This is a genomic window from Roseateles sp. (genome assembly GCF_044373315.1).
GTDB lineage: Bacteria > Pseudomonadota > Gammaproteobacteria > Burkholderiales > Burkholderiaceae_C > JACDQM01.
In genome coordinates, this window is the sequence record NZ_JBILQK010000055.1 from 1 (window position 1) to 17,912 (window position 17,912).

Consider the following 17,912-nt stretch of genomic DNA (forward strand, 5'->3'; position numbering starts at 1 on the left):
CGCTGACGCGCAGGCTGGGATCCAGATCCTCGTCCTGCGCAGTGGCACCGCACCACAGACCGCCGCGACCATCGGCAATCGCGTAGCCAGCGCCGGCCACCGGCAGCAGCGGCACCGGCCAGCCGTGATGCTGCACCAGGGAGGCGGGCAGTTGGCTGATCTGGCCGCGCTGGCGCTGCAGCGGCAGGCGGCCGCGGTGGGGGATGCCGTCCAGCAGTGCCAGGCTCTCGTGCCCACATGCCAGCACCAGGGCCGCGGCCTCGTCGATCACGCGGCCCTGCGCATCCAGAGCCTGCCAGTGCTCGCCTAGCCGGCGCAGCGCCGCCACGGGCCGCTGCGTCTGCAGTGGCGTGTCGCCCAGCAGCGCCCTCGTGTAGGCCTGTGGGGGCAGGGCGCCACCGCCGGGGTAGAACCAGGCCGGCGACTGCAGCGGCAGGCCGCTGAGGCGGGCCGCAGCGTCGGGCGCCAGTGCGCGGACGTAATCGTCATGCAGGCCCAGCTTGTCGATCAGCGCCTGCATCTCGGCCGTGCTGCGGCGCGTTTCCAAGCGCAGCAGGCCGCGGTGCAGCCAGGGAAGTTGGGGCCCCAGCATGTGCAGCAGGCGCTCGGTTTCCAGTGCCGCGGCGCGGTTGAAGCGCGCATGCAGGCCGTCATCTGGATTCAGCGTGCCGTGGAACAGGCCGGCCGGGTTACCCGAGGCCGCCTGCGCGGGGCCAGATCTTGCCTCAAGCACGCGGCAACTCAGCCCCTGCTCGCGCAGCGCATGGGCACAGGCGGCGCCGGCCAGCCCGGCACCGATGATCAGGATGTCCTGCGCCGTCGGCGCCAGGGCCAGGCGGCCGGCCGGCCGCTGCATCGGGTGGCGCGGCTGAAAGCGCGCCGTGCAGAGCTCTGGCGCGCCTGGAAGCCCAGCCGCCATCGCGACCTCGAAACCGGCCGCGCTCAGACCTTCGCGCAGGCCCGGTTTGGCGCTGCCGCAGGCCACGGTGGCGCCATCGGCTGCCAGCCGAGCCAGCCGCTTGAGCGCGTATCCATCCCAGGCGCCGGCGTCTTTGGCTGGCACCACGGTGTCGAGATGGAAGGCGTCCACCTCGGCCACCAGCTCGCCCAGCCAGTCGCGGATATCGCCCAGCGCTAGCAGCAATTGCAGGCGGCCGCCCTCGAAGCTCAGCCGGTGCAGGTTCGGTGTCGGCGAGGGCCAGCACTGCAACAGTTGGGCCACCAGCTCCGGCACGGCGCTGCCCACGTGCCCACGGCGCAGCTGGTCCAGCGCGGGCGGTTGCGGCTCGATGCTGATGAAGACCAGGCGCTCGCAGGCCTTTGGGTCAGCCCGCCAGGCCGCCCAGGTGGCAAGAAAGGCATGGCCCAGGCCGAAACCGGTCTGCAGCATCACTAAGCGCGACCGGCCGCGCCAGCGCTGCGGCAGGCCGTTGCCGCTGAGGCAGATATGGTGCGCCTGTTCAAGCGCGTCGGCCGGCACCGGCCGCGCGCTGTCGGCATCGACCGGCGCGCTGCGTATGGGCCGGGTCTTCATGGTTGCAGCGTGGCCAGCAGCCAGGTCAGCCCGCCGCACAGCAGCAGCGGCAGCAGCAGCGTGGGGATCACCAGGCGCGCGAAAGCCCAGCCGCCCGACAGCCATGCGGTGAGGCCGCGCGTCAGGCTGTTGCAGCCGATTGCGAGCAGCATGCCGGCCAGCACCTGGCCGCGGCTGATCTGCCCCGAAGCCTGCAAGCCGGCCAGCGAAGCGATGGGCGAATGGGCGTCGGCAAAGGAGGCTATCGCCACGGCGCCGTAGAGCCCGGACGCGCCAAAGTGCTCGCGTGCCCAGCTCACCGCGATGGTGACGGCGCTGAGCATCAGCGCCAGGATCAGCGCTTCGCGCAACCGCAGCGGGCCGCGGCGTTCGCCGTCGGCCGAGCCGATCGAGGTCTGAGCGCCTTCCTTGCGACGTGACTGGCGCGCCAGCAGCAGGCCCGTGCCGCCGGCGAGCACGATGCCCAGGCCGGTCACCGGCAGCGCGGCCATGGCCGCCTGTGGCGCCAGCGCCAGCAGCATTGCCTGCGCCTGCAGCCAGGTGGCGGCGGTCGACATCACCGCGCCCGCGGTGCAGGCCAGGCGCAGCTGTGGCTCGGCGCGCGAGCGCGTGCCCATGGCGGCAATCGTTGCGGTACTGGAGACCAGGCCCGATAGCAGGCCCGACAGTGCCAGGCCTGCCTGCGGCCCGGCCACCCGCAAGGCCGCATGGCCCACGGCCTGCAGCGCCAGCAGCAGCAGCATCAGGCCCATCAGCGAGTGCGCCTTCATGCCGGCCAGCCAGGGCAGCGGCTCATTGGGCATCAGCGGTAGCACCACCAGCGCCAGCGCGCCCAGCAGCAGGCCGTCGTGCAACTCTTCCTCGCGCAGCACCGTGGTCGCAAAGCGGTGCAAGCGGCTGCGTGCCGCCAGCAGCGCCGTCATCACCACAGCCGCCGGCGCACCCAGCAGCGGCGCCTGGATGCACAGCGCGCCGATCAGATAGGTCACCAGCAGCGCGATCTCGGTGGTCAGGCCCGGGTCGCGACGGCTGCTGCGCGCATACGCGATTGCGGCCAGCGCGGTGACCGCGAGCGCGCCGACGGCCACCAAGCCTGGGGCTGCCAGGCTTTGTGCCAGTGCGCCGGCCAGCGCGGCCAGCGTGAAGGTGCGCAGGCCGGCCGGCTCGCGGAACCGGCCGCGGCCTTTGTGGCGCTCGCGCTCCAGGCCGATCAGCAGGCCGCTACCCAGCGCGGCCAGCAGCCCGGTCACCAGCTCGCCAGACACGCCGAAGGCGTTCGTCAGGCCGCTCACAGCGAGACGCACTCCCCATGCTGCGGCACCCGTACGCGCCAGCCCAATTCGTCCTGGATGCGGCAGCGAAGTGCGTCGCTGGCTTCGGGCTCGCCATGCACGACGAAGACCTGCTCAGGTGCCTTGCGGAAGCCGCGCAGCCAAGCCATCAGGCCATCGGCGTCAGCATGGCCGGAGAAGCCTTCCAGATGGCTGACCTCGGCATTGACCGGCACGTAGGCGCCGTGCATCTTGACCTCGCGAGCGCCGGCAATGATCTTGGCGCCGCGGCTGCCGCCGACCTGGAAGCCGGGAAACACGATGTGGTTGCGCTCTCCCGGCGCCAGGGTCTTCAGATAGTTCAGCACCCGCCCGCCGGTGGCCATGCCGCTGGCGGAGATGATCACCGAGGGCCGTGTCATCACGCGGTTGGCGGCTTTCAGCGAGTCGGCAGGCTTGCTGATCAGCTGCACGTCCTGGCGCAGCGTGGCGGCCTCGCGCAAGCTGATGCGCAGCAGCTTCTGGTACTTGACGATGATGTCGGTGGCCTGCGTGGCCATCGGGCTGTCCAGGATGATGGGCAGATCCCGCGGCAGTTCACCGGCCGCTTTCAGGCGCTGCAGCACCAGCAGCAGGGCCTGGGCCCGGCCGACCGCGAAGCTGGGCAGCAGCACGCTGCCGCCGCGCCGGATGGTGTTGCGGATGATCTGGCCGAGCCTCGCCTGCACGTCCTCGGCCGGATGCAGGCGGTTGCCATAGGTCGACTCGATCAGCAGCACGTCGGCGCTGTCGAGTTGCTGCGGCGGCGGCATCAGCAGATCATTGTCGCGGCCGACATCGCCGGAGAACACCAGCGTCTTGCCCTCCGCCGTCACGCTGATCGCGCTGGCGCCCAGCAGATGGCCCACGGGCGTGAAGCGGATCTCGGTCTGCGCCAGCTTCAGCCGGCCATCGCGCGGCAGGCCGACGAAATGGGCCAGCGCCTTCTTGGCATCGCGGCCGCTGTACAGCGGTAGCGCGGTCTCGTGGCGCGAGGTGTGGAAGCGGTTGGCCCGCTTGGCGTCCTCCTCCTGCAGTTTGGCGCTGTCCAGTAGCAGCACCTCGCACAGCGCGCGGGTGGCCTGCGTCGAGAAGATCTGGCCCTTGAAGCCGTGGCCGACGAGGGCCGGGATGTAGCCGCTGTGGTCCAGGTGCGCGTGCGACAGCAGCACCGCGTCGATGCTCTGCGGTGGCACGCCCAGGCCGACCCAGTTGCGCTCGCGCAGCACCTTGTAGCCCTGGAACAGGCCGCAATCCAGCAGCAGGCGCTGCTGGCCGATGTCGAGCAGATGGCGCGAGCCTGTGACTGCGTCGGCGGCGCCTAGGAAGGTGAGTTTCATGGGGCTCCGAGGGTTTGCATTTGCGCCGATTCGAGCACGCAGACCGTGCCATTGGTTTGAGCCATGGCAAGGCGCATGGCGCGGGCCACGCGATCAGAGGCGATGGGCCGCCAGCGCGCCGGGATCAGGGGTGCCAGCGGCTGGCTCAGTCGCAGGGCCCAGGACTCGCCCGGCCGGGCCGCTTGCCCGAGCGCAGCGCGGTCGCCGCTGAGCAGCGAAGGACGTGCCAGCACCAGGCGCTCGAAGCCGAGCGCGCGCAGCGCTTGTTCAGCCTCGCCCTTGACGCGGTTGTAGAAAACGCTGGACTGCGCATCGGCGCCCAGTGCCGACACCACGGCGCAAGACCTGGCCCCGGCGGCCTTGGCGGCACGGGCGACATTCAGCACCGCATCGAAATCGACCGCACGAAAGGCCTGTTGCGAACCGGCCTGCGCCATGGTGCTGCCCAGCGCGATGAAGACCTGCGCCGGTGCTGGCAGGTCGGCTCCGCCCAGGTCGGCTCGGCCGAAATCGATCGGGTGGGTGTGCAGTCGCTCAGAGCCGGGCAGGTCGGCAGGTGCGGGGCGACGCAGCAACAGATGAAGCTGCGTGCCGCGCTGGTCCAGCAGCTGGGCCGTCAGGGCCCGGCCAATCAGCCCTGTGGCGCCAGCCAGCCAGACGGTCGAGGTGTTCTCACTCATGTGGCATGCTAAGCCAGAAATGAACAAGGCCCGATGGTTGTCGGGCCTTGCGTCCTCAGTGCAGCGCTGGCGCTGCGTTGGGCGGTCTTCAGCGCTTGGGTTGGGTCAGGCGCGGGCCGTTGTTGTGGCGCGGCGCGCTGCCGTCACGGCGCGGTGCATTACCCGCGGCTGCCGGGCGCTGCTGGCCACCACCGCCGCCTTGCGGACGGCCTTGTCCGGAACCGGGGCCGCCGGCGCCTTGCGGGCGACCGTTGCCTTGGCTGGGACGCCCACCACCGCTGCTACTCGGACGGCCGCCCGTGCTGGCGCCAGGACGTCCGCCGCCACCGCCACCACCGCCGCCACTTGGGCGACCGCCGCGACCACCGCCATTGCCACCACCGCCGGGCGCACGGCCACGGCTGCCATTGGTGTTGAGCACCATGCGACCCAGCACGATGGGCTCGGGCTTCTCGTTCGGATCAGGCGCGAAGCCGGGCACGATCTCCTTGGGGATCTCGCGCTTGATCAGCTTCTCGATCTCGCGCAGGAAGCCGTTCTCGTCCACGCAGACCAGCGACACGGCCTCGCCCTGGGCGCCGGCGCGGCCGGTGCGGCCGATGCGGTGCACGTAGTCCTCGGGGACGTTGGGCAGCTCGAAGTTGACGACGTGCGGCAACTGGTCGATGTCGATGCCGCGCGCTGCGATGTCGGTGGCCACCAGCACCGCCAGCTCGCCGCTCTTGAACTCGGCCAGTGCCTTGGTGCGGGCACCCTGGCTCTTGTTGCCGTGAATCGCCATGGCGCTGATGCCCTGGTCGTTCAGGTAGTCGGTCAGGCGGTTGGCGCCATGCTTCATGCGCGTGAAGACCAGCACCTGGTGCCAGTCACCCGACTTGATCAGATGGGCCAGCAGTTCCTTCTTGCGCTCGCGGCCCACCGGGTGGACCTTCTGTGCGATCGCGTCGTTGGTCTGGTTGCGGCGTGCCACTTCGATCAGCGCGGGCTGGTTCAGCAAGCGGTCGGCCAGGCTCTTGATGTCGTCGCTGAAGGTGGCGCTGAAGAGCAGGCTCTGCTTTTTCTGCGGGAGCACGGCCAGCACCTTCTTGATGTCATGGATGAAGCCCATGTCCAGCATGCGGTCTGCTTCGTCCAGCACCAGGATCTCGACCTTGGACAGGTCCAGCGTACCTTGCTGGTGGTGATCCAGCAGGCGGCCGGGTGTGGCCACCAGGATGTCGACGCCGTCGCGCAGACGGTTGACCTGGGGCTGCATGCCGACACCACCGAACATCACCATACTGGTGAGGGGCAGGTACTTGCCGTAGACCTTGACGCTTTCCTCGACCTGGGCGGCGAGTTCCCGGGTGGGCGTCAGAACGAGCGCGCGCACCATGGCCTTGCCGCGCGCATTTCGCACGGGCTGACCTTCGGAGAGGCGTTGCAGCAAGGGCAGCGTGAATCCGGCGGTCTTGCCGGTGCCAGTCTGCGCGCCGGCGAGCAGGTCGCCGCCTTTGAGCACCGCAGGGATGGCTTGGGTTTGGATGGGGGTCGGCGTGGTGTAACCGGCGTCGGCGATGGCCTTGAGAAGGGGGGCGGCCAGGCCCAGAGATTCAAAACTCATTGACTGCTTGTAGAGCACGGTGCCCTGGGTGCGAGGCCGCGCTGCCGGGTAGACAACGCCAGTCTTCGGTCCTGCGATAGGAGCGTGCTTGAGCTCAAAAAAATAACGCCACGGAAGACTGGTAGTCCGCAGCGTTGGGCTGATTATAGCCCGGCCCCCTGCGCCGCCGTCGGCGCGAGCTGGGCTGGCGGACGTCACGGTGGCAGCCGAAGCTGCGACAATGCGGCGCTTCGCGTCTCGCTCTCGCGTGAGGCGCGCCGGGTGCCAGCCACCCGCAGCCTTGCAGAACTCAGCAAACTCCCCAGGAAGAAGCCCGCCATGGCGCAATATGTTTTCTCGATGAACCGTGTCAACAAGACGGTTCCCCCCAAACGCCACATCCTGAAAGACATCTCGCTGTCCTTCTTCCCCGGCGCCAAGATCGGCGTGCTGGGTCTGAACGGTTCGGGCAAGTCCACGATCCTGAAGATCATGGCCGGGGTGGACAAGGAGTTCGAGGGCGAAGCCATTCCGATGCCCGGTATCAAGATCGGCTATTTGGAGCAGGAGCCCCGGCTGAATCCTGAGCAGACCGTGCGCGAGGCCGTTGAAGAAGGCATTGGCGGTGTGCTGGCTGCCAAGAAGCGCCTCGACGAGGTCTATGCCGCCTATGCCGAGCCGGATGCCGACTTCGATGCGCTTGCAGCCGAGCAGGGCGAACTGGAAGCCATCATCGCCGCGGCGGGCAGCGAGAACACCGACCTGCAGCTGGAGCTGGCGGCTGACGCGCTGAACCTGCCGCCCTGGGATGCCAACATCGGCGTGCTGTCCGGCGGTGAAAAGCGCCGCGTGGCGCTGTGCCGCCTGCTGCTGTCCAAGCCCGATATGCTGCTGCTCGACGAGCCAACCAACCACCTGGACGCGGAATCGGTGGAGTGGCTGGAGCAGTTCCTGCAGCGCTTTCCCGGCACCGTGGTGGCCATCACCCACGATCGCTACTTCCTCGATAACGCGGCCGAGTGGATTCTTGAACTCGACCGTGGCCATGGCATTCCCTGGAAGGGCAACTACTCGGATTGGCTGGACCAGAAGGAACGCCGCCTGGAGCAGGAACAGAAGTCTGAAGACGCTCGCGCCAAGGCGATGAAGGAGGAACTGAAGTGGGTGCGCTCCAACGCCAAGGGCCGTCAGGCCAAGAGCAAGGCGCGTCTGGCCCGCTTCGAGGAACTGAGCGACGTCGAATACCAGAAGCGCAACGAGACCAACGAGATCTTCATCCCGGTTGCCGAGCGCCTGGGCAATGAGGTGATCGAGTTCGAGAACGTCAGCAAGAGCTTCGGCGACCGCGTGCTGATCGACAACCTCAGCTTCAAGGTGCCGGCCGGCGCCATCGTCGGCATCATCGGCCCCAACGGCGCCGGCAAGTCGACGCTGTTCCGCATGATTCAGGGCGTCGAGCAACCCGATTCAGGCACGGTCAAGATCGGCAAGACGGCCAAGCTGGCCTTCGTCGACCAGAGTCGCCAGAGCCTGGATGCAGACAAGACGGTGTGGCAGGACGTCTCCGGTGGCCTCGACAACATCGTGGTTGGCAAGTTCGTGATGCCGTCGCGCGCCTATATCGGCCGCTTCAACTTCAAGGGCAACGACCAGCAGAAGCTCGTCGGCCAACTCTCCGGCGGTGAGCGCGGCCGCCTGCACCTGGCCAAGACCCTGGCCCAGGGCGGCAACGTGCTGATGCTGGACGAGCCGTCCAACGACCTGGACGTCGAAACCCTGCGTGCGCTGGAAGAGGCGCTGCTGGAGTTCGCCGGCTCTGCCATGGTGATCTCGCACGATCGCTGGTTCCTGGACCGCATCTGCACCCACATCCTGGCTTGCGAGGGTGATTCGCAGTGGTTCTTCTTCGACGGCAACTTCCACGAGTACGAGGCCGACAAGAAGAAGCGTCTGGGCGAGGAGGGCGCGCGCCCCAAGCGCATGCGCTTCAAGCCGATCAAGTGAGTCGCTTCGGTTGCGACGCAAGGGGCCCTCGGGCCCCTTGCGCTTTTTCGGGCGTTCACAGATCTTTACCTGGGCGGCATGGCCTCGCAACGTGCCGGACGGATCATCTCTTCACCCCAATGCACAAGGAGTGCCGAGATGAACAAGCCAAAGATGATGAAGTCGGTCCAGGCAGCCGCCCTGGCGGTGTCGCTCGTGCTCTGCGGAGCTGCGGTTCACGCCATGCCAGGCGGCCATGGTCCGCATGGCGGGCCGGGCGATGCGCCGCAACGCATGGGCATGATGCTGGACCTCGTCGATGCGAGCGAAGCCCAGCACAAGCAGATCCGCGAACTGATGCAGGCGGCCCGCAAGGACCTGCAACCGCAGCACGAGGCGATGCGCAAGCTGCATGGCGAACAGCGTGCGCTGCTGGCCGCTCCCAGCATTGACGCTGCTGCGGTGGAGGCCAAGCGCCAGCAGATGCAGGCCCAGCGCGAGCTCGTGAGCAAGCGCATGAGCCAGGCCATGATTGACGGCGCCAAGGTGCTGACACCCGAGCAACGCACCAAGCTGAATGAGCGCATGGCCAGGCACGAAGCTCGCATGGCCGAGCGTTTCAAGGACGCCCCGCCCAAGCGCGGCGAACGCTGAGCAGCCAGACCACTCGCTTATGCTTGCGCCCACCATCAACCCGGGTCAGCTGCGCCGAGCCGAGCTCTGCAGCAGCCGGGCCCGGCTCACAAGTCTCATGAGTCACAAACTGCTGCTGATCGATGACGATGCCCGCCTGACCTCGATGTTGCGGGACTACTTCAGCCTGGCTGGTTTCGAAGTTGAGGTCGCTGGCTCGCTGGCCCAGGGCAGGCAGGCGCTGGAGTCGTCGGTGCCGGATCTGCTGGTGCTGGACCTGATGCTGCCCGATGGCGACGGGCTGGAGTTCTGCCGCACGTTGCGTGGCGATGCGCGCGTGCGCCGGCTCCCGGTGCTGATGCTGTCGGCGCGTGGCGAACCGATGGACCGCATCCTCGGTCTGGAGCTGGGTGCGGACGACTATCTGGCCAAGCCTTTCGAGCCTCGCGAGTTGCAGGCCCGCATCAAGGCCTTGCTGCGGCGCAGCGGCCTGGACGCGCAGTCGGACGACATGCTGCGTTTCGGCCGCTTGGAGATCGACTTGGCGGCCCGGGTGGCGCGGCTGGACGGCAAGTCCTGCGACTTGACCAGCCACCAGTTCGATCTGCTGGTGGTGCTGGCGCAAAGCCCAGGGCGGGTGCTGACGCGCGACCAGATCATGGACGCGCTGAAGGGCCATCCGCTCGATGCCTTCGACCGCTCCATCGATGTGCACATCTCACGCATCCGCGCGGTGATCGAGGACGATGCCAAGAACCCGCGCCGTGTCCTGACGGTGCGCGGCGTCGGCTATGTCTTCGCCCGCAAGCAGGACGCCGAGCCTGGCGCCTAACCCGCGGACACCCAGCCCACGCCTGACCTGGATGAGCTGCCTTTGAAGTCTCTCTACCTACGGATCTACCTGACCTTGGTGGCGCTGCTGCTGGCGTTTGCCTTCGGCTCCGCCTGGCTGTTTCAGCGCCAGATCGAGCAGGAGCGCGGACAGGCGGAGGCCACGGCCTCGGAGCGCCTGACCGCCATCGCGCTGCTGATCCATCGGGCCTTGCCGCCAGCCGACGCACCGGTGCAGGCGCAGGCAGAGGCGGTTGAGGACTGGGGGCGCCGCCTTCGCATGCCTTTTGCACTTCAGGACGCGCAGGGCGTGCGAATTGCTGCCTCAGCAGCTTTTGAGCGTCGCGAACGTGATCCGATGATGCAGGTGCAGACGGTCGAGCTCGACGACGGCCGCAGCCTGCTGCTGATGCGCTTTCCGCGACCGCGATTCGGGCCTGATGGACACCGGCCTGGCGGCTTCGAGCGCGGTGCGTCCGAGCAGTCCGGAGCGGCCCAAGGCGAAGGTGGGCCAGCGATGGGGCCTGGCCAGCCAGGTCCGCCGGCCCATGCCGAGCCGCGCGCGATGCGAGCGCGGGAGGATGGAGCTTGGCCCATGCCACGATTCCTGAGCGGCTTCGGGCCCGTGCCTCCTGGTGAGGTGCTGATCGTGTTGCTGGTGCTGCTGTTCCTGGCAGTGGCGATCAGTGCCTACCCGGTGGTGCGACGTCTGACGCGCCGCCTGGAGCGGCTCAAGCAGGGCGTCGAGCAGTTCGGCGCCGGCCGGCTGGATTTGCGTGTCGACGATGGCGGCAGCGACGAGGTCGGGGCGCTGGCTTCAAGCTTTAACCGCGCGGCCGAGCGCATCGAGTTGCTGCTGCGTTCGCACCAGAGCCTGCTGGCCAATGCCAGCCACGAACTGCGTTCGCCCTTGGCGCGCATGAAGATGGCGTTCGCGATGCTGGATTCGGCGGTGCCGGCCCAGCGCGAGCGGCTGCGGCGCGAGATCGACACCAATATCAGCGAGCTTGATGCGCTGGTGGAAGAGGTGCTGCTGGCCAGCCGGCTGGAGGCCCAGGGTCAGGCGCCGCTGCGCGAGCCGGTCGACCTGCTGGGTCTGGCGGTCGAGGAAGCCGCGGCCAGCGGCGCTGAACTGCTCACCGATCCCGAGGGCGCGCAGTTCACGCTGCAGGGCGAAGAACGCCTGCTGCGGCGTGCGCTGCGCAATCTGCTGGAGAACGCGCGCCGGTATGGCGGCGAAGAAACATTGCTGAGCCTGCGTCAGCTGGCGTCGAATCAGGTCGAACTGCGCGTCTGTGACCGTGGCCCGGGCGTGCCGCACGAGATGCGCACGCGCATCTTCGAGCCCTTCTTCCGTTTGCCCGGCCATGCCGAGCAGGCCGGTGGCGTGGGGCTGGGGCTGAGCCTGGTCAAGCAGATTGCCGAGCGCCATGGCGGGCAGGTGCGCTGCGAGGACCGCGAAGGCGGCGGCAGCTGCTTCGTGATCGTGCTGCCGGCCGGAATGACGCAGCATTGATCCAGGCCTGAGGGTTTGGCCGCTCAGCGCGCCGGCGCTTGTTCCTGGCGCTCCTGGCGATGGATCCAGGCCAGCAGCGTGGCCAAGGCGATGGCAGAGACCAGCAAGCCGACCGTGGCCGCTGACCAGAAGCCGCTGGCGCCGCGCAGGCTGGCGGGCACCCAGGGGCTGTCGCCATAGGCCAGGAAGTAGCCGCCGCCGATGCCCATGCCCCAGATCGCCAGCGCGTAGATCACCATCGGCATCACCGCCACACGGTGGGCGCGCAGCACTGCCGCCGCCAGCGCCTGCACCGCATCGGCGCTGTGGAAGACCCAGACCCATAGCAGTAAGGGTAGGGCCGCCGCGATGATGGCGGTGTCGTGCGTGTACAGGCCCAGCACCTGTTCGCGCAGCAGGAAGATCACGCCGCCGATCACGAAGCCGGCCGCCAGCGCAATCTCCAGCCCATGCCAGCCGAGCCGGCGCGCCGCCGCGAAGTCGCGCGCGCCGATGCGCTGAGCCACCAGGGCGCCGGTGGCATTGCCCAGCGCCATCGGCAGCATGAACATCAGCGCCACCAGATTGGCCGCCAGCTGATGGCCGGCGGCTGCGGTGGCGCCCAGGCGAGCGATGAAGATCGCCATGAAGGTGAAACCGGTCACCTCGATCAGGATGGAAAGCCCCATCGGCACGCCCAGATGCAATTGGCGCCGGATGGCATCCCAGCGCGGCGCGTGCAGGCCGCCCTGCTGCAGACCGAAGCGGGCGTAGAAGGGATCGCGACGCATCAGCAGCAGCGCCACGATCAGCTGGCTCCACATCACGACTGTCGTGGCCAGCGCGGCGCCGGTGGCGCCCAGTGCGGGCACGCTGGCGTCGCCCAGGCTGAAGCCGTAGATCAGCAGCATGCTGAGCGGTACTTTCAGCAGCAGGCCGCCCAGCTGCAGCACCATCACCATCTTGGGCCGCGACACCGCTGTGTTGAAGCCGCGGTAGGCCGCGAACAGCAGACCGGCTGGCAGGCTCAGGCCCAGCGTGGCCAGATAGCTGCGCACTTTGCCTCGACCTCGGGCGTGGTCTGGGCCAGCGCCAGAAAGGGGTCGGGCACCAGCAGCAGCACTTCGCCCACCACGGTCAGGGCCAGTGCCAGCCACACGGCCTGGTGCAGCTGGTCGCCGGCCTCCTGCGGCTTGCCGGCGCCGAACAGCTGGCCGGCCATCGGGCTGACCGCCATCACCACGCCCATCAGGCCGATGAAGACGGTGATGTAGCAGGCCGCGCCCACCGACAGCGCCGCCAGATCGATGGCAGAGAAACGTGCCAGCAGCAGGGTGTCGACGGTGGAGAAGGCCAGCACCGCGATCTGGCCGATGAACACCGGCCAGGCCAGCGGCGCGATGCGGCGCAGGCTGTCGAGTTGCGGCAGGTTCACGCAGTCTTGCCTTCGCGTGCGCGCTCGGCATAGCGGTTGAAGCGCCAGGCCGTGCCCTCCTGCGTGATGCGGCGCCAGGTGATGCGTTTCTCCACCGGCGTGAGAATCGGCCAGTGCTGCACCTCGTCAAAGCTGCGGCCACAGCCCTTGCATAGTGCGTCGCCCTGGCTGGTGGAGCAGATTGCGATGCAGGGCGCGTCAGGCGTGCTGGCATACCAGGCCAGCCAGGCTGTCATCGCCGCTTCCGGCATGCGCTCTTCCTCGCACTCGCTGTCACGGAAGTAGACCAGCCTGCCGTAGACCTCGGCCAGGGCCAGCACCTCGGCACAGGCAGCCAGGCCGTCTGATGAAGGCTTCTTGGCGCGCCACCAGTTGATGGCGGCTTCGATGTCGGTGATGTGGATGGCGGCCATGGGGATGCGCGCCGGCCTCAGTAGGACAGGCCCATCGTGCTGCGCACCTCGCGCAGCGTCTTGCGGGCCACCGCGCGGGCGCGCTCGGTGCCGACCTCGACGATCCAGTGCACCTGCTTTGGATTGGCGAGGTACTCGTTGGCGCGTTCGCGCCAGGGTGCCTGTTCGCGCTTGATGGACTCGATCAGCGGCTGCTTGCAGTCCAGGCAGCCGATGCCGGCGCTGCGGCAGCCTTGTGCTGCCCAGCTGCGCGTGGCTTCGTCGCTGTAGAGCTGATGCAGCGGCCAGACCGGGCAGTGCGAGGGCTCGCCCGGATCACCGCGGCGAGCGCGCTGCGGGTCGGTGGGCATGGTGCGGATCTTGTCCTCCACCACGTCTGGCTCTTCGCGCATCGCGATCGCGTTGCCGTAGCTCTTGCTCATCTTCAGGCCGTCCAGGCCGGGCAGGCGGGCGGTGTCAGTCAGCAAGGCCTGGGGCTCGACCAGGATGGGTGCCTCGGGGCTGTACAGGTGGTTGAAGCGGCGTGCCACTTCGCGCGTGATCTCGATATGGGCCTGCTGGTCCTCACCCACCGGCACCTGCGCGGCCTTGTAGATCAGGATGTCGGCCGCCTGCAGCAAGGGATAGCCCAGCAGGCCGTAGCTGGCGCTGTCAGGCAGGCGCTCGGCCAGGTCCTTGAAGCTGGGAATGCGCTCCAGCCAGGACAGCGGCGTGCTCATCGCCAGCAGCGTGAACAGCTCGGCATGCTCAGGCATTCGGCTCTGGATGAAGAGAGTGGCCTGTTCAGGGTCGACACCGGCCGCCAGCCAGTCGACCACCATGTCGTAGACGTTGCGCTCCAGCGTGGCGCGGTCCGGGCGGCTGGTGGTCAGCGCATGCCAGTCGGCGACGAAGAAGAAGCAGTCGTGGCTGGATTGCAGCCTGACCCAGTTTTTCAGCGCGCCGTGGTAGTGGCCCAGATGCAAGGCGCCGGTGGGGCGCATGCCGGAAAGCACGCGAGGGCGGGGCGGGGGCAGGGCTTCGGGGTTCATCGGCAGCGGCGGGCGGTGGGGCACGCATTGTATGTAGGCGCGCGGCTACACTGCCGGCCCATGAAACGCATCGTGATCCTGATCTCCGGCCGTGGCTCGAATATGGAGGCCATCGTGCGCGCCTGCGCTGCCGAAAGCTGGCCGGCGCAGATCGCGGGAGTCATCAGCAACCGGCCGGGTGCGGCCGGCTTGGCTTTTGCGGCCAGCCATGGCATCGCTACCGCCGTGGTCGACCACAAGGCATTTGCCAGCCGCGAGGACTTCGATGCCGAGCTGGCAAGCGTGATCGACAGCTTTGCGCCGGATCTGCTGGTGCTGGCCGGCTTCATGCGCATCCTGGGCAATGCATTCACCGCGCGTTACGAAGGCCGCATGCTCAATATCCATCCCTCGCTGCTGCCGGCCTTTCCGGGCCTGCATACGCACGAGAAGGCGCTGGAGATGGGCTGCAAGTTCGCCGGTGCCACGGTGCACTTCGTCACCGCTCAGCTGGACCATGGCCCCATCGTGGCGCAGGCTGCGGTGCCAGTGCTGCCGGGAGACGACGCTGATGCCTTGGCCGCCCGCGTGCTTGCGCAGGAGCACCGCATGTATCCGCGTGCGGTGCGCTGGTTCGTCGAAGGGAGGCTGGCGGTGGACCAGGGCCGCGTGCAGCAGCTGGACGGCGAGGTGCAGGCCTTCAGTCTTTGACGCCTTCGATGCGGGTGAAACGGGGCTGCGCAATACCGTCGATGACGACCGTTTCGAAGAACATCGCGTGCGGCCGCACCCACAGGCCTGATGCGTTGTAGAGCGGACGGTAGAGCACCAGCGGCTCCAGCGTCTCGCTGTGTCGAGCAACGCCGATCAGCTCGTACTCACCGCCTTTGTAGTGGCGGTAGCGGCCAAGAACGATGTCGGGCAGGGCGGGTAAATCGTCGTCTGTGTTCACGTCTGGGCCATGGCTCGGGCGGCCTGGGATAATCCGGCCCATGCATCCTAATGCCCTTCTAGAAATGAGCTGCGAGCTGTTGCGCGCGGTGCTCAAGTTCGATGCGCCTGCCGATGGCTTGGTGTCCGCCTTTTTCCGCAAGAACAAACAGCTGGGTCAGCGCGAGCGCCATGCGCTGGCCGAGACCACCTACGCGGTCTTGCGTCAGCGCCTGCTGCTGCAGCATCTGGCCCAATCCGGCAGCGGCCCGATGGAGCGCCGTCTGGCGCTGCTGGCCTGGGCTGGCAGCCGCGATTTCCTGCGTCCTGCATTGAGCGCGCAGGAACAGCAATGGCTGGCCGAGATCGAGACCATCGACCGGTCCACCCTGGCGCCCAAGCTGCGCCACAACCTGCCTGACTGGCTGGCCGAGCCGCTGCTGCAGCGTCTGGGCGAGGATCAGTTCTGGGCCCTGGCCAGCGCGATGAACGAAGGCGCGCCGCTGGACCTGCGGGTCAATGCCCTGAAGGCTAAGCGCGAGGAGGCGTTGCTGGCGCTCAAGACTGCGGGCATCACGGCCGAGCCGACGCCGTTCTCGCCCTGGGGTCTGCGCGTGCAGGGCAAGCCGGCCTTGTCCAAGCAGGAGGTTTTCACCAACGGCACGGTCGAGGTGCAGGACGAGGGCAGCCAGCTGCTCGCACTGTTGCTGGACCCCAAACGCAGCGAGATGGTGGTGGATTTCTGTGCCGGCGCTGGCGGCAAGACGCTGGCCTTGGGCGCTGCAATGCGCAACACAGGGCGGCTCTACGCCTTCGACGTGTCGGGCCATCGGCTGGAGAAACTCAAGCCGCGTTTGGCTCGCAGCGGGCTGTCGAATGTCTACCCGGCGCAGATCTCGCACGAGCGGGATGACCGGATCAAGCGCTTGACCGGCAAGATCGACCGGGTGCTGGTTGACGCACCATGCTCCGGCCTTGGTACGCTGCGCCGCAATCCGGACTTGAAATGGCGCCAGACGGCTCAAGCTGTCGAGGAGCTGCAGGTCAAGCAGGCCGCCATTCTGGAAAGCGCGGCCCGCATGCTGAAGCCGGGTGGGCGCTTGGTCTATGCCACCTGCAGTCTTCTGAATGCTGAGAACGAGGTGATTGCAGAAGCGTTCAGCGCCAAACATCCGGAGTTCACCGCACTGCCCGCTGTTGAGGTACTTGAGCGCGCGCATGTTGACCGTGCGGCGGAACTCTGTGAGGGCGCCTACCTGCGCCTGTGGCCACAGCGGCAGCAGACGGATGGCTTCTTTGCCGCAGTGTGGGAGCGGCGAGCCTAGGGAAATGCCGCAGTGGCGCACTTGGGCATGCTCTGGGCTGTCACCTACAATCCAGGGCGCTTTCTAGGGCGACCCACCTAAACACTAGGCTCGATCGAGCAGGGCAAGAACCGAATGAATTTTCTGATGAATGTGCATGATGCACTGGTGCAGTGGCTGAGCCACGGCCTTCTTGAGGCCAGTGGCTGGCAGGCGCTGGGCTACACGCTGGTGGTGACGCATCTCACCATTGCAGCGGTGACCATCTTCCTGCACCGTGCCCAGGCGCATCGCTCGCTCGATCTGGGGCCGATCCCCTCGCATTTCTTCCGCTTCTGGCTGTGGCTCACCACCGGCATGGTCACCAAGGAGTGGGTCGCGATCCATCGCAAGCACCACGCCAAGTGCGAGACCGAGGACGACCCGCACAGCCCGCAGACACGCGGCATCAACAAGGTGCTGCTGGAGGGCTCTGAGCTCTACCGTGCCGAGGCCAAGAACCAGGAAACGCTGGACAAGTACAGCCATGGCGTGCCGAACGATTGGATCGAGCGCAACCTCTATACCCGCTACAGCTGGCAGGGTGTGGGCCTGATGCTGATCATCAACGTGGCTCTGTTTGGCGCCATCGGCCTGACCATCTGGGCGGTGCAGATGGCGTGGATTCCGATCTGGGCAGCTGGCGTCATCAACGGCATCGGCCATTTCTGGGGCTATCGGAATTTCGAGGCTCAGGATGCGTCGACCAATGTGTCGCCCTGGGGCATCCTGATCGGCGGCGAAGAGTTGCACAACAACCACCATACCTATCCGACCTCGGCCAAGTTTTCGGTCAAGCCCTTCGAGTTCGATATTGGCTGGGGCTACATCCGTGTGTTTGAGATGCTGGGCTGGGCCAAGGTCCGCAAGACTGCACCCAAGCTGCGTGAAGGCGAGATCAAGCCGGCTGACAAGGCCACCCTGGAAGCCATCATTGCGAATCGCTACGAGGTGATGGCCAACTACGGCCGTGGTCTGAAGAGTGCTTGCGCGGCTGAGTTGGAGCGTCTGAAGGAGCAGGGCAAGCAGCACAGTGCCCAGTGGCAGCAGTACAAGCTGGCCAAGCGTTGGTTGCATCGCGACCAGGATCGCATCCCGTCGGTCTATCAGCAGCAGATTGCCAACGTCCTCGCGTCCAATCCGGCATTGGACAAGCTGCTGACGATGCGCGAAGAGCTGCGCCAGCTGTGGACGCGCACCAATGTGTCAGCGGAGCAGCTGGTGGCTGATTTGCAGGCCTGGTGCCAGCGAGCCGAGGACAGTGGCATTGCCGAGTTGCGCGCGTTCTCCATGCGTTTGCGTGCTGCCAAAGCCTGACGATCGCTTGCTGTTTCCGTTCGGTAAAGAGGCACCCTGTGGGGTGCCTTTTTTGTGATCCGCAGCGACAATCAAA

17 protein-coding genes are annotated in these 17,912 nt (G+C 67.4%); 7 read left to right on the forward strand and 10 right to left on the reverse strand.

What is annotated here, in order from left to right; all coding sequences use genetic code 11:
• From ACIQ67_RS13075 to ACIQ67_RS13095, 5 genes are all read right to left on the reverse strand, one after another.
• The coding region (locus tag ACIQ67_RS13075; protein ID WP_397534811.1) for an FAD-dependent oxidoreductase at positions 1-1,534 on the reverse strand (1,534 nt) is incomplete at its 3' end.
• Complete coding sequence (locus ACIQ67_RS13080) at positions 1,531-2,838, reverse strand: MgtC/SapB family protein (protein WP_397534812.1); 1,308 nt, start codon at positions 2,836-2,838, stop codon at positions 1,531-1,533. The genes ACIQ67_RS13075 and ACIQ67_RS13080, both read right to left, overlap by 4 nt.
• Complete coding sequence (locus ACIQ67_RS13085) at positions 2,823-4,184, reverse strand: MBL fold metallo-hydrolase RNA specificity domain-containing protein (protein WP_397534813.1); 1,362 nt, start codon at positions 4,182-4,184, stop codon at positions 2,823-2,825. Before ACIQ67_RS13085 ends, ACIQ67_RS13080 begins: the two co-directional genes overlap by 16 nt.
• On the reverse strand, positions 4,181-4,864 hold the full coding sequence (locus ACIQ67_RS13090) for an NAD(P)H-binding protein (RefSeq protein WP_397534814.1): 684 nt from the start codon (positions 4,862-4,864) through the stop codon (positions 4,181-4,183). The genes ACIQ67_RS13085 and ACIQ67_RS13090 overlap by 4 nt, the downstream gene beginning before the upstream one ends.
• Before the next feature lie 88 nt (positions 4,865-4,952).
• Entirely contained in the window at positions 4,953-6,467 is a 1,515-nt protein-coding gene (locus ACIQ67_RS13095) for a DEAD/DEAH box helicase (protein WP_397534815.1), read from the reverse strand.
• Between the two features lie 318 nt (positions 6,468-6,785).
• Between ACIQ67_RS13095 and ettA the strand changes: the two genes are divergently transcribed.
• The 4 genes from ettA (at position 6,786) to ACIQ67_RS13115 (ending at position 11,409) form a co-directional block, all read left to right on the forward strand.
• The gene (gene ettA, locus ACIQ67_RS13100) at positions 6,786-8,450 is read left to right on the forward strand and encodes an energy-dependent translational throttle protein EttA (RefSeq protein WP_397534816.1); all 1,665 of its coding nucleotides are present in this window, start codon (positions 6,786-6,788) and stop codon (positions 8,448-8,450) included.
• Between the two features lie 138 nt (positions 8,451-8,588).
• Positions 8,589-9,083, forward strand: coding sequence for a Spy/CpxP family protein refolding chaperone (locus ACIQ67_RS13105; protein ID WP_397534817.1), 495 nt, complete (start codon positions 8,589-8,591; stop codon positions 9,081-9,083).
• Positions 9,084-9,180: 97 nt separating this feature from the next.
• On the forward strand, positions 9,181-9,894 hold the full coding sequence (locus ACIQ67_RS13110) for a response regulator (RefSeq protein ID WP_397534818.1): 714 nt from the start codon (positions 9,181-9,183) through the stop codon (positions 9,892-9,894).
• A 42-nt stretch (positions 9,895-9,936) separates the two neighbouring features.
• A complete protein-coding gene (locus ACIQ67_RS13115) occupies positions 9,937-11,409 on the forward strand; it encodes an ATP-binding protein (RefSeq protein ID WP_397534819.1) in 1,473 nt (490 codons plus the stop codon).
• A 23-nt stretch (positions 11,410-11,432) separates the two neighbouring features.
• Here the strand turns inward: ACIQ67_RS13115 and ACIQ67_RS13120 are convergent, their stop codons facing one another.
• From ACIQ67_RS13120 to trpS, 4 genes are read right to left on the reverse strand one after another with little or no spacing between them, the layout of a single operon-like run.
• A complete protein-coding gene (locus ACIQ67_RS13120) occupies positions 11,433-12,446 on the reverse strand; it encodes an MATE family efflux transporter (RefSeq protein WP_397534820.1) in 1,014 nt (337 codons plus the stop codon).
• Entirely contained in the window at positions 12,416-12,823 is a 408-nt protein-coding gene (locus ACIQ67_RS13125) for an MATE family efflux transporter (protein WP_397534821.1), read from the reverse strand. Before ACIQ67_RS13125 ends, ACIQ67_RS13120 begins: the two co-directional genes overlap by 31 nt.
• Entirely contained in the window at positions 12,820-13,236 is a 417-nt protein-coding gene (locus tag ACIQ67_RS13130) for a DUF3717 domain-containing protein (protein WP_397534822.1), read from the reverse strand. Before ACIQ67_RS13130 ends, ACIQ67_RS13125 begins: the two co-directional genes overlap by 4 nt.
• Positions 13,237-13,253: 17 nt before the next feature.
• On the reverse strand, positions 13,254-14,267 hold the full coding sequence (gene trpS / locus ACIQ67_RS13135; protein WP_397534823.1) for a tryptophan--tRNA ligase: 1,014 nt from the start codon (positions 14,265-14,267) through the stop codon (positions 13,254-13,256).
• 60 nt (positions 14,268-14,327) lie between these two features.
• Here trpS and purN point away from each other — a divergent pair, with 60 nt between their 5' ends.
• Positions 14,328-14,957 (forward strand): phosphoribosylglycinamide formyltransferase, encoded by a 630-nt coding sequence (purN, locus tag ACIQ67_RS13140; RefSeq protein ID WP_397534824.1) that lies wholly within the window; start codon positions 14,328-14,330, stop codon positions 14,955-14,957.
• On the opposite strand, the gene ACIQ67_RS13145 is transcribed toward purN, so the two are convergent.
• On the reverse strand, positions 14,947-15,240 hold the full coding sequence (locus ACIQ67_RS13145) for a DUF1653 domain-containing protein (RefSeq protein WP_397534825.1): 294 nt from the start codon (positions 15,238-15,240) through the stop codon (positions 14,947-14,949). The genes purN and ACIQ67_RS13145 overlap by 11 nt on opposite strands.
• On the opposite strand from ACIQ67_RS13145, the gene ACIQ67_RS13150 reads away from it, so the two are divergent.
• Positions 15,239-16,501 carry an RsmB/NOP family class I SAM-dependent RNA methyltransferase gene (locus tag ACIQ67_RS13150; protein ID WP_397534826.1) on the forward strand — a complete coding sequence of 421 codons (1,263 nt, stop codon included), beginning with the start codon at positions 15,239-15,241 and terminating at the stop codon, positions 16,499-16,501. The two genes, ACIQ67_RS13145 and ACIQ67_RS13150, sit on opposite strands and share 2 nt — an antisense overlap.
• Positions 16,502-16,615: 114 nt before the next feature.
• Complete coding sequence (locus tag ACIQ67_RS13155) at positions 16,616-17,836, forward strand: fatty acid desaturase (RefSeq protein WP_397534827.1); 1,221 nt, start codon at positions 16,616-16,618, stop codon at positions 17,834-17,836.
• Positions 17,837-17,912 lie beyond the last annotated feature (76 nt).

Coding starts and splice junctions, on each gene's coding strand:
- ACIQ67_RS13145 (WP_397534825.1), bottom strand. CDS start 15,240: ATGGGCCGGATTATCCCAGGCCGCCCGAGCCATGGCCCAGACGTGAAC.
- ACIQ67_RS13095 (WP_397534815.1), bottom strand. CDS start 6,467: ATGAGTTTTGAATCTCTGGGCCTGGCCGCCCCCCTTCTCAAGGCCATC.
- ACIQ67_RS13150 (WP_397534826.1), top strand. CDS start 15,239: ATGCATCCTAATGCCCTTCTAGAAATGAGCTGCGAGCTGTTGCGCGCG.
- ACIQ67_RS13085 (WP_397534813.1), bottom strand. CDS start 4,184: ATGAAACTCACCTTCCTAGGCGCCGCCGACGCAGTCACAGGCTCGCGC.
- ACIQ67_RS13105 (WP_397534817.1), top strand. CDS start 8,589: ATGAACAAGCCAAAGATGATGAAGTCGGTCCAGGCAGCCGCCCTGGCG.
- ACIQ67_RS13130 (WP_397534822.1), bottom strand. CDS start 13,236: ATGGCCGCCATCCACATCACCGACATCGAAGCCGCCATCAACTGGTGG.
- ACIQ67_RS13155 (WP_397534827.1), top strand. CDS start 16,616: ATGAATTTTCTGATGAATGTGCATGATGCACTGGTGCAGTGGCTGAGC.
- ettA (WP_397534816.1), top strand. CDS start 6,786: ATGGCGCAATATGTTTTCTCGATGAACCGTGTCAACAAGACGGTTCCC.
- purN (WP_397534824.1), top strand. CDS start 14,328: ATGAAACGCATCGTGATCCTGATCTCCGGCCGTGGCTCGAATATGGAG.
- ACIQ67_RS13110 (WP_397534818.1), top strand. CDS start 9,181: ATGAGTCACAAACTGCTGCTGATCGATGACGATGCCCGCCTGACCTCG.
- ACIQ67_RS13090 (WP_397534814.1), bottom strand. CDS start 4,864: ATGAGTGAGAACACCTCGACCGTCTGGCTGGCTGGCGCCACAGGGCTG.
- trpS (WP_397534823.1), bottom strand. CDS start 14,267: ATGAACCCCGAAGCCCTGCCCCCGCCCCGCCCTCGCGTGCTTTCCGGC.